The organism is Streptomyces sp. ST2-7A, from assembly GCF_021390475.1.
Lineage (GTDB): Bacteria > Actinomycetota > Actinomycetes > Streptomycetales > Streptomycetaceae > Streptomyces.
In genome coordinates, this window is the sequence record NZ_JAJUWS010000009.1 from 52,533 (window position 1) to 63,311 (window position 10,779).

At 72.9% G+C, this 10,779-nt stretch carries 9 protein-coding genes; 5 read left to right on the plus strand and 4 right to left on the minus strand.

Features of this window, described 5'->3' with window-relative positions:
* Nucleotides 1-130 precede the first annotated feature (130 nt).
* The 4 genes from LZF96_RS07845 to LZF96_RS07860 all read left to right on the plus strand — a co-directional run bounded on the left by LZF96_RS07845 (nt 131) and on the right by LZF96_RS07860 (nt 3,904).
* Entirely contained in the window at nt 131-472 is a 342-nt protein-coding gene (locus tag LZF96_RS07845) for an STAS domain-containing protein (protein WP_143625458.1), read from the plus strand.
* 115 nt (nt 473-587) lie between these two features.
* Entirely contained in the window at nt 588-1,001 is a 414-nt protein-coding gene (locus LZF96_RS07850; RefSeq protein ID WP_233867729.1) for an ATP-binding protein, read from the plus strand.
* A gap of 375 nt (nt 1,002-1,376) precedes the next feature.
* Entirely contained in the window at nt 1,377-2,066 is a 690-nt protein-coding gene (locus LZF96_RS07855; protein WP_233867731.1) for a small secreted protein, read from the plus strand.
* 284 nt (nt 2,067-2,350) lie between these two features.
* Nucleotides 2,351-3,904: a methyltransferase gene (locus LZF96_RS07860; RefSeq protein ID WP_233867732.1), complete on the plus strand. Its 1,554-nt coding sequence runs from the start codon at nt 2,351-2,353 to the stop codon at nt 3,902-3,904.
* A gap of 131 nt (nt 3,905-4,035) precedes the next feature.
* Here LZF96_RS07860 and LZF96_RS07865 read toward each other — a convergent pair whose 3' ends face one another.
* The 4 genes from LZF96_RS07865 to LZF96_RS07880 all read right to left on the minus strand — a co-directional run bounded on the left by LZF96_RS07865 (nt 4,036) and on the right by LZF96_RS07880 (nt 7,482).
* Nucleotides 4,036-5,319 carry a chemotaxis protein gene (locus tag LZF96_RS07865; RefSeq protein WP_233867734.1) on the minus strand — a complete coding sequence of 428 codons (1,284 nt, stop codon included), beginning with the start codon at nt 5,317-5,319 and terminating at the stop codon, nt 4,036-4,038.
* A gap of 449 nt (nt 5,320-5,768) precedes the next feature.
* Nucleotides 5,769-6,014 (minus strand): TM2 domain-containing protein, encoded by a 246-nt coding sequence (locus LZF96_RS07870; RefSeq protein ID WP_308294166.1) that lies wholly within the window; start codon nt 6,012-6,014, stop codon nt 5,769-5,771.
* Between the two features lie 319 nt (nt 6,015-6,333).
* A complete protein-coding gene (locus tag LZF96_RS07875) occupies nt 6,334-6,765 on the minus strand; it encodes a DUF2752 domain-containing protein (RefSeq protein WP_374203169.1) in 432 nt (143 codons plus the stop codon).
* A 255-nt stretch (nt 6,766-7,020) separates the two neighbouring features.
* Nucleotides 7,021-7,482, minus strand: coding sequence for a TM2 domain-containing protein (locus LZF96_RS07880; RefSeq protein ID WP_233867737.1), 462 nt, complete (start codon nt 7,480-7,482; stop codon nt 7,021-7,023).
* Nucleotides 7,483-7,774: 292 nt separating this feature from the next.
* Here LZF96_RS07880 and topA point away from each other — a divergent pair, with 292 nt between their 5' ends.
* Nucleotides 7,775-10,720, plus strand: coding sequence for a type I DNA topoisomerase (topA, locus tag LZF96_RS07885; protein ID WP_233867740.1), 2,946 nt, complete (start codon nt 7,775-7,777; stop codon nt 10,718-10,720).
* Nucleotides 10,721-10,779 lie beyond the last annotated feature (59 nt).

Consider the following 10,779-nt stretch of genomic DNA (forward strand, 5'->3'; position numbering starts at 1 on the left):
GACAATGGCCGTAAGGCATCGTCCCCGGCCGGGACAAGTGATTGAATGCACTGGCGGCTGCCGATCATCCCTTGCCCGTGGCGGTGAGGCGTCAAGGGCGACCGCTCGATAGCAAGGTGCTGGAGGATCCGTGGACCTGTCCCTGTCGACCCGAAACGTCGGCGACCGCACGGTCGTCGAGGTAGGCGGAGAGATCGACGTGTACACCGCGCCCAAGCTGCGCGAACAGCTGGTGGAGCTGGTGAATGACGGCAACCACCACCTGGTCGTGGACATGGAGCGCGTCGACTTCCTCGACTCCACCGGTCTGGGCGTACTGGTGGGTGGCCTGAAGCGCGTGCGTGCGCAGGAGGGCTCGTTGCGCCTGGTGTGCAACCAGGAGCGCATTCTGAAGATCTTTCGGATCACCGGTCTGACCAAGGTGTTCCCCATCCACCCGACGGTGGACGACGCGGTCTCCGCCGCCGACTGACCAGCGAACGACCGCACAGCCGAGAACATCGGCGTCCCGCTCCCGACGGTCCGGCGCTCCCGTGGCGCCGGACCGTCGGGATCGCGGGCCCGGCACCACCCAGGGGGATGGCAGCATGGCCACCGTCGAACTGCGTTTCAGCGCCTCGCCGGAGCACGTCCGCACCGCGCGGCTGGTGGCCGCTGCCGTGGCGCGTCGGGCCGGGGTGGAGGAATCCGCTCTCGACGAACTGCGACTGGCGGTCGGTGAGGCGTGCAGCCGGGCGGTCGGGCTGCACACCACGCTCGGGCTGACCGGCCCGGTGCGGGTGTCCCTCACCGAAGGGGAGAAGAGTTTCGCGATCGAGGTCGGCGACGACACGCCCGGCCCGCCGGCTTCCCCCGCGGATTCCGGCAACGGTGTGGCGGGTGACGGCGACGAGCTGGGGCTGGCCGTGATCAGCGCCCTCGTGGACCAGGTCGAGGTCACCAGCGACGAGCGGGGTGGCCTCATTCGCATGAGCTGGCCCACCGCCCGCGACACCGACTGAGCGGTTCCCCCGCGTCATCCCTTTCACCGGGCCCCGCCGTCGTTCGGCGTGGCTCCGCCGCGTCATGCCCTCTCGTGCCGCGCGGCTCCGGCGCCGCGCGGTGTCGGATCACCGGGCACCGGGAGTGCCGCGCCCCACCCCTCAACCCGCCTCGTCGGGCTCCGCGTCCCGCCGGTCCCGTTCCTCGTCTTCCCCTGCGCCGTCAACGCCGCCACGAAGCGCCCGGGCGGGGGTAGGACAGGGTGATCGGGGCCCTCCCGGCGGTGTGCCTGGGGCATGCCGCTCTCCACTCGGTGTAGGTTCCGGCCCGAACGGCAGATGGTGTCGATCCCCCGCTCGGGTGACAGGGGAAACGTCGGAGAGGGGCCGAGAACGGTGAACAGGAAGCTCGCGATGGCGATGGCGGGGTGCGCGACCCTCGCCCTGGTGCTCACCGGATGCGGCGACGACACCGCCGAGCGCACCGAGGAGTGGGCCGCCGAGTTCTGTGACGCCGCCGGGCCCCGGCTGCAGCAGATCCAGGCCGCCAACACCTCTCTCGCGGAGGCCAGCGAGAGTGATGAGGAGCCGGAGGTCGTCCAGGAGGTGTACTCCGAGTCCTACGGCCGGCTCTCCGACGCCTACGCCGGACTGGCCGAGGCGGTGGAGGGCGCGGGGGACCCGCCGGTGGACGACGGCGAGCAGCTGCGCGAGGACGCGACGGCCGAGCTCAACGCGCTCTCCGAGTCCTACGACGGCCTGCGGGAGGCCAGCGACGAGCTGGACACCGCCGACCGGGCGGCCTTCGCCGAGGGACTGCGGGAGATGGTGGGACAGCTCGAGGAGTTCGGGCAGATCGGCGGGGACGCGCTGACCCGCCTGCAGTCCGGGCAGCTGGGCGAGGCGATGGCCGAGCAGGAGGGCTGCCGGGTGCCGGGTTCGCCCGTGGACGGTGACGCCGACCCCGACGGGGCCGGGACCGAGGGCACCGAGGGGGGCACGGCCGACGAAACCGAGGAGGCCGACGACGCCGGGGCCGACGCCGACGGGAACGAGGAAGAGGACGCCGAGGAGTCCGAGGGCTGAGCCCCGGACCTCCCCGCGAGGGCGGTTCCCTCGGCGGGCCCCTCGGCTTCCGGGTGGAGGCTGTGTCCGGGTTCCGGTCCGGCCTCCGCGCCTGTTCCCGCGCCGCGCCTGTTCCCGCGCCGCGCCTGTTCCCGCCCCGCGCCTGTTCCCGCCCCGCGCCGCTCCCGCGCCGGTGTCCGGACCGGAACCGGGGAACCGGGCACCCGCTTCGGGCCGGCCCCGAAGGCCCGCTCCCGCGTCGGGTCGGCCCCGCCGACCCCTCCCGCTCGGCAGAATGGACCCCCGTGAGCACTTCGGATCTCCCCACCCCCGGCGGCGCCCCCCTGCGCGAGGCACTGCTCGCCGCCGATTTCACCCCCGACGGCCTGTTGGAACGTCTGGGCGCCGCCGCCTACGCGGCCCTGGCGCGCGGCGAGACGGTGCCCGCCCTGCGGGCCACCCGGGACGGTGACGCCGCCGCCGTCCTCGCCCGTCTCTTCCTGCTGCGCACCCCGGTCCCCGCGAAGCGGGCCGCCGAGGTGCTGCCGCTGGACGCGGCACTGGACGCCGGTTGGCTGCGCCGGACGCCCGGCGGGACGAGCGGTGGGGAGGACGGCGACGACGCGGAGGACACCGTCGGGGCGGCCGTGGACATCCGGCCCTGGGCGGGACCCGGCGGGGAGAACTGGTTCATCGTCTCCGACGCCGGTCACGCCCTCGGGGGACGGGCCGGCGCGGCCGCCGGTTCGCCGAGCCCGGATGTGGTGCTGGGTGTGGGGGGCGCCTCCACCACGCTCACCCAGCTGATCCCCGACACGCCCGTCGGCCGGGTGCTGGACGTGGGCACCGGTTGCGGGATCCAGGCCCTGCACCTCACCCGGCACGCCTCCGCCGTCACCGCCACCGACCCGAACCCGCGTGCCCTGCGGATGGCCGACCTGACCCTCGAACTCTCCGCGGCGCCCACCGCGGAGTTCCGCGAGGGTTCGCTCTACGAGCCGGTCGCCGATCTCGAACCGTTCGACCTGATCGTCTCCAACCCACCGTTCGTGATCTCCCCGCCGGAGCCCGGCGGCCCCCGGCTGGTCTACCGGGACGCCGGGCTGGCCGGCGACGAACTGTGCCGTTCGTTGGTGCGTGGTGCCGCCGACCGGCTGAATCCCGGCGGCATCCTGGTGATGCTCGCCAACTGGGAACACCCCGCCGACGGCGACTGGCGCGAGCGCCTGGTCTCCTGGTTGCCGCCCGGTTGCGACGCGTGGATCGTCCAGCGCGAGGAGCAGGACGTCACCGAGTACGCCGAGCTGTGGTTGCGCGACGCCGGTGACCACCGGGACGACCCGAAGCGGTACGCGGCCCGCTACGACTCCTGGCTGGAGAACTTCGTGGCCCGGGGCGTGCGCGGGGTGGGCATGGGGTGGATCATGGTGCGCCGTTCGGAGACCCGGCGACCGTCGGTGCTGGTGGAGGAGTGGCCGCACGCGGTGCGACAGCCGCTGGGTCCGACCGTGGCCGGATACTTCGAGCTGTGCGGGGTGTTGCGGGAGCGGAACGACGAGCGGTTGCTCGCCGGTCGCTACCGTCTGGCGGACGAGGTGGTTCAGGAACAGATCGGCCTGCCCGGCGCCGAGCACCCCGAGCACGTGGTGCTCAGGCAGCACTTCGGGATGATGCGGGCCCTGACCGTGGACACGATCGGGGCGGGCTTCGCGGGCGCCTGTGACGGCACCTTGACGGCGGGCGCGATCGGTGAGGCGATCGCGCGGCTGATCGACGACGATCCGGTGGAATTGCGCTCGCGACTGCCGGAGTTGCTGCGGGGGCTCCTGGAACAGGGCTTTCTGCTGCCGGTGGACTGACCACCCGACCCGACACACCCGACCGACCCCACCCGATACCGTCCGATACGACCCGCCCGTCCCGACTCCCGGTCCGCGAGCCGTTCACACCACGGCCGCCCGCCGAGGTGTCGACCGGCGCGCCCGCCGACTCAGTAGCGCAGCACGGCAGCCAACCGTCCGTGGTCGGCGAGCGCGCCGTCCTCGACGAAGACCACCTTGGCGCCCGTGTCCAGGGCGGTCTCGGCGACCTCGTCGACGATGTCCTCGCGGACCTCCCCGAGGTGCTCGCCCGGCACGCCGGAGACCGGGGTGGCCTCCTCCCGACGTTCGGCGAAGCCGCTCGGCGGGAAGTCGAGAATCCGCACCTCGCCGCCGTTCCCGTTCCCGGTTCCGTTGGCGACGGCACCGTCGCCGTCGCCGTTCGCACCGGCCGTCCCGCCGGTGTCCGCCTCGCCGTCGGTGGGGAGGGGGCGCAGGTGGCCGTCGGAGATCTGCACGGTGGTGCGGTAGTGCTCCTCCACGGCGACCATGCCGGCGCGTCCCTCCCGCACGGCCGTCCACACCTCGTCGAGGCCGGCGGCGAAGGACTTCCTGCTGACGGCGGTGTCCAGTTCCTCGCCGACCTGCTCGGTGCGGCGGTGGGCGTACTCCTCCAGGGCCGGCTTCATCTCCTCCAGCAGTGCCGGCGCGGACGCGTCGGCCAGTCCGCCCTTGGTCAGCCGTCCGGCGATCCCGAGGGCGGGGGGAAGGACGTCCGTGAACAGCCCCAGTGCCTCCGGCAGCCCGGCCACGAACAGCGGCAGCGGCTCCTTGCGGCAGACCTCCTCCACCGCCGTGGCGATGTCGCGGAAGAAGGACTTGGTGCGTTCCTGCGTGTAGAGGCTGTCGGGGCCGCCGGTGCGGTGGGTGCGCTCGGGGTCGAAGTTCTGTTCCGGGACGCTGGGCATGGTCATCGGGAAGCCGCAGACTTCCAGCTCCTCCAGGTGCTCGGGCGCTCCGCGCCAGAGCACGCCGCGGTCGGCGGAGATCACCAACAGGTGGTAGCTGCGCTCGGCGGCCCGGGCCGCGACGAGGTTGCGGGTCAGCCAGCTGTCGCTGAGCACGACGCGCTCGGGCACCCAGCGCGGCACCGGCCACACGTGGTACTCGTTCTCGTCGGCCAGGACGACGAGCCCGTCCAGGGCGTACCGCAGATCCAGATCGTCGACGGCGGCCCGCAACTGTCGCACGACGGCGTCGCGGCTCTGTCGGGAGACGTGGGGGGCCTCGGTGAGCCGGCGCTCGGTGGCGGCGATCAGGTTGCGCAGTCGCACCACGTCCTGGTTGTTCTCCGGGCCGTGGCGGTGGGTGGGCAGGGTGATGGTCACGGCGGGATAGGGGCGGCGTTCGCGCAGCCGGCTCAGGGTGTCGGCGGTCAGTTCTCCGGTGTGCATCGGGAGCCTCCTCGTCGCTGTCGGATCACGACGGGTTTCCGGCGGGCCACGTCCGGGACCCGGGGGACGATCCCCGGGTACCCCGCTGGGACCGATCGGACCGTCGCGGTACCGGCTCCGGCGGCGTGGCCGCCGGGCGCTGTTCGTCGCCGGGGTCCGTCCGGTCCGGGTGGCCCCCGGTTCGGACGTCTTCGAGCCGTCGGCCCGCCGGGCGCGGGAGGCGCTCCGGGAGCCGTGGTCGGGGCGGAGCCCCGGCGTCCCCTGCGCGTACCCGCGTGCTCGCCGAATCACGCCCCCTTCGTGTTGTTTGCGCCGGTCCCGGACCCGGGGTGTCGCTCGGACCGGTCGCCGGAGGGCCCCGGGGCGTGCCGGGACGCGTCGGCCCCCGCCACCGGGTGCGGTGGGGGGGGCCGACGGGAGGTGCCGCGAGGACGCGGACACGCGGGGCGTCAGCTCTTGAGGACCAGGCCCTCGGAGTCGGTGCGGTCGTCCTTGACGAGGAAGAGGATGCCGTCGATCAGGGCCCACACACCCAGACCGCCGCAGGTCAGCAACTGGGCGATGGCCATGCCGTAGTGGCCGGTGTACCAGCGGCCGGCGCCCACGCCGCCGACGAGGATCTGCAGGATGCCGGCGACGACCTTGGACTTGGTGGAGAAGGGGGTGCCGTTGGGGGCGTTCACGGGGGTGGTCATGGGTACTCCTTGGTGCCGAGCGGGGAGGTCTGTGGTGCCGGGGGCGGGGCCGTGCGGGACGGTGTCCGCCGGGGACGGGACGTGGATGGGAGAAACCGTGACGGCCACGTGTCCGTTCCAGCGCGATCTTCGACACGCCGGAGGCCGAAATAGTTGCATCGAACGACTGGTTTTGATCAAAAAGTGATCTGACGTGCTGTCGTAAGCCGGCGGGGGCGAACTCCTCCGCCCTCCGGGCACCGTCTGAGAGGGCTTCCGGTGCCCGAACCCCGCCCTCCCCGACACCCCTGGCGCCCCGGTGCCGATCCCGCCGGGTCGCTCAGCCCGGCGTCCACCCCGCGACGTTGCGCAGCACCGTCCACAGGACGGCGACGGTCAGTACGACGATGGTTCCGGTACCTTCCAGCCGCGGCCGGTAACGGCGCCCCCGCGCCCCCTCGTGCAGCCATCGCCCACCCCACCAGGCGACCGCGGGCAGGCCGAGCACCAGCAGGACGGCGTTGTCGGCGAAGGCGGCCGGCAGGTCGCCGTGGATGAGGTCGTAGGTCATCCGGGTGCCGCCGCAGGCGGGGCACAGCAGGCCGGTCAGCCAGTGGAACGGGCAGCGGGGGAGCCACTGACCGGGGAGGTGCGGATCGGTGCGGTACAGGTACGCGGCGCCGAGCAGGCCGCCGCCGAGCGTCGCCAGGGGCGGGAGGACCGGATGCCGGAGCCGACGGGGCAGTCGGGGGCCCCGTCCGCCGGGTCGGATGCCGGGGCGTCCGTCGCCCGGCCCGCCCGCCGCCGCGTCCCCCGGCCCGGCCGGGGCCGGCCGGGAATCGGTGGGGGGAGGAACCGGTGGGGAAAGGGGAAGGGGTTTCGGCTCGGGGGCGGGCCCAACGGATGGGGGAGCGCATCGAGGCGCGTCGAGGCGCGCCGGGGCGTCGGAACCCGCCTCGCGGCGCTCCGTCACGACACTCCTCCTCTCCACCCGATCCTCCTCGCCCGCCCGGGACCCGAGGGGGCGTCAGCTGCTGCGCAGCACCCGTCCGTCGGAGTCGGTCACCCCGTCGCTGGCCAGCAGGTAGATGCCGTCGATCAGGGCCCAGATGCCGAGCCCGCCGCAGGTCAGCAGTTGGGCGATGGCCAGACCGTAGTGGCCGGTGTACCAGCGGCCGGCACCCACGCCGCCGACCAGGATCTGCAGCAACCCGGCGATCAGCTTGGTCTTCGAGGAGTACGGCCGTCCGTGGACGTCGTACCCGTACGGGGCGTTGGGGTCCGCGGCGTACGCGCCCTGCGGGTAGCCGCCCGGCTGGGCGTACCCACCGGGGTAGCCGTAGCCCCCGGCCTGCTGCTGTCCGTACTCCGGCTGCCCGGGCAGCCCGGGCTGCCCCGGCGTCCCGGCCCCGGGGCCCCACTGCTGCCCGCCGTAGGGGTTCTGCTGCGAGGGGTCGGAGGGCGAGCCGTAGGGATTCTGGTCGGACACTTTTCCCCCTGGTGGTTCGGTCGTGTGGCCGGTCGGGTCTGGTTTACCGGGGCCGCGCTCTTCCGCGCGGCGGTGTGACCGGCCACGCACATCCTGCCGGCGACATCCGGCGGCGGGAACAGCGGTCGTCGGGTTACCGTCGAGAGGCGTTGTGCGGTTTTCCCGTTTGACACGGAGGCGGGAGGTACCGTCACACTCCGCACCATGATGCCGTGGGAACCGCCCGCGGAAACGGCCGATACGGCTTCCGGGGCTTCCCGGTGTCCCGACCGACGGAGAGAAGAGCGAGAAGTTGCCCCCGACCAGCGAGACCGCGAACGGCGGACGTCGACTTGTCATCGTCGAGTCCCCCGCCAAAGCCAAGACGATCAAGGGCTACCTCGGCCCCGGCTACGTGGTCGAGGCCAGTGTGGGGCACATCCGCGACCTGCCCGGCAGCGCCGCGGAGGTGCCGGCGAAGTACAAGGGACGCCCGTGGGCCCGGCTCGGCGTCAACGTGGACGAGGACTTCGAGCCGCTGTACGTCATCAACAGCGACAAGAAGGACCAGGTCAAGAAGCTCAAGGACCTGCTCGCCGAGTCCGACGAGCTCTACCTCGCCACCGATGAGGACCGCGAGGGCGAGGCCATCGCCTGGCACCTGCGGGAGGTCCTCAAGCCCAAGGTGCCGGTCCGCCGCATGGTGTTCCACGAGATCACGCGGGACGCCATCCGGGAGGCCGTCGCCAACCCCCGCGAGCTGAACCAGCGCCTGGTCGACGCGCAGGAGACCCGCCGCATCCTGGACCGTCTCTACGGCTTCGAGGTCTCCCCGGTGCTGTGGAAGAAGGTCATGCCGCGGCTGTCCGCCGGCCGTGTGCAGTCCGTCGCCACCCGCCTGGTCGTGGAGCGCGAGCGCGAGCGGATCGCCTTCCGCTCCGCCGAGTACTGGGACCTCACCGGCACCTTCGCCGGCGCGGGCCCGGCCGGCGTCGCCGGGGACCCCGGCGACGTCGAGGCGTTCGCCGCGCGCCTGGTCTCGGTGGACGGCCGCCGGGTCGCCCAGGGCCGCGACTTCGGTCCCGACGGGATGCTGCGCGACCCCGGCCGGGTGACGCACCTGGACGAGGCGAACGCCCGCGCGCTGGCCGGAGCCCTCGCGGACACCGACTTCGCCGTCCGCGCGGTGGAGTCCAAGCCCTACCGTCGCTCCCCGTACGCGCCGTTCCGCACCACGACCCTCCAGCAGGAGGCGTCCCGCAAGCTCGGCATGGGCGCCAAGTCCACCATGCAGGTGGCGCAGCGGCTGTACGAGAACGGCTTCATCACCTACATGCGGACCGACTCCATCACCCTCTCCGGCACGGCGGTGCAGGCGGCCCGGGCCCAGGTCACCCAGTTGTACGGCGCGGATTACCTGCCGGACAAGCCCCGCTCGTACGCCGGGAAGGTGAAGAACGCGCAGGAGGCGCACGAGGCGATCCGCCCCTCCGGCGACCGCTTCCGCACGCCCGCCGAGACCGGTCTGACCGGCGAGCAGTTCCGGCTGTACGAGCTGATCTGGAAGCGGACCGTCGCCTCCCAGATGAAGGACGCCGTCGGCCAGTCGGTGACCGTGCGGGTCGGCGGCCGGGCCGCCGACGGGCGGGAGTGCGAGTTCACCGCCTCCGGCAAGGTCATCACCTTCCACGGCTTCCTCAAGGCCTACGTGGAGGGCTCCGACGACCCCGAGGCCGAGCTGGACGACCGCGAGCGCCGGCTGCCCCGGGTCGCCGAGGGCGACCCGCTCTCGGCCCGCGAGATGTCGGTGGACGGCCACGCCACCAAGCCGCCCGCCCGTTACACCGAGGCGACGCTGGTCAAGGAGCTGGAGGAGCGGGAGATCGGTCGCCCCTCCACCTACGCCTCGATCATCGGCACGATCCTGGACCGCCGCTACGTCTTCAAGAAGGGCACCGCCCTGGTGCCCTCGTTCCTCTCCTTCGCCGTGGTCAACCTGCTCGAGCAGCACTTCGGTCGGCTGGTGGACTACGACTTCACCGCCCGGATGGAGGACGACCTCGACCGGATCGCGGCCGGCGAGGCGGAGTCGGTGCCCTGGCTGCACCGCTTCTACTTCGGGGAGAGCACGCCGGGTGACGGCACCGACGTGCCCGCCGGCGCGAGCGCCGCCGCGGCGGCCGACGGCGACCACCTGGGTGGCTTGAAGGAACTGGTCACCGATCTGGGTGCGATCGATGCCCGCGAGGTGTCCTCCTTCCGGGTGGACGAGGACATCATGCTGCGGGTGGGCCGCTACGGCCCCTACCTGGAGGGTCCCGCCGAGCCGGGGGAGAACGGCGAGGCCGCCACCCGGCGCGCGGATGTCCCCGAGGACCTGCCGCCGGACGAGCTGACCCCCGAGCTGGCCCGTGAGCTGCTGGCCAAGCCCACCGGCGACCACGAACTGGGCACCGATCCGGAGACGGGCCGCCCCATCGTCGCCCGGGACGGCCGGTACGGCCCCTACGTCACCGAGGTGCTTCCGGAGGACACCCCGAAGAGCGGCAAGAACGCCATCAAGCCGCGTACCGCTTCGCTCTTCAGTTCGATGTCGCTGGACACGGTGACGTTGGAGGACGCGCTGCGGTTGCTCTCGCTGCCCCGGGTGGTGGGCACCGACCCGGAGAGCGACGCGGAGATCACCGCGCAGAACGGCCGCTACGGCCCGTACCTGAAGAAGGGCACGGACTCGCGGTCGCTCTCCTCGGAGGACCAGCTGTTCACCATCACGCTGCAGGAGGCGCTGGCGATCTACGCCCAGCCCAAGCAGCGCGGTCGGGCGGCGGCCAAGCCGCCGCTCAAGGAGCTGGGCACCGACCCGGTGACGGAGCGTCCGGTGGTGGTCAAGGACGGGCGATTCGGCCCGTACGTCACGGACGGCGAGACCAACGCGACCCTGCGCCGGGACGACGAGGTGGAGACCATCACGCCGGAGCGCGGCTACGAGCTCCTCGCGGAGAAGCGGGCCAAGGGGCCGGCGAAGAAGACCGCGAAGAAGACGGCCGCCAAGAAGACCGCGGCGAAGAAGACGGCCACGAAGAAGACGGCGGCCAAGAAGACCGCCGCGAAGGCCACGGCGAAGAAGACCGCGACGACCGCCGCGGGCAAGACCGCCGCGAAGAAGGCCACGACGAAGAAGGCCGCGACCGGGAAGGCGACGGCGGGGCGCAGTACGGCCGGGGCGGGGGCCTCCTCCGGCGCCGGCGACGCCGGCTGATCCGCCGGCGGCCCGTCCGGCCGCCCGCGTCCGGCCACCCATCGGTCGGATCATCCCGC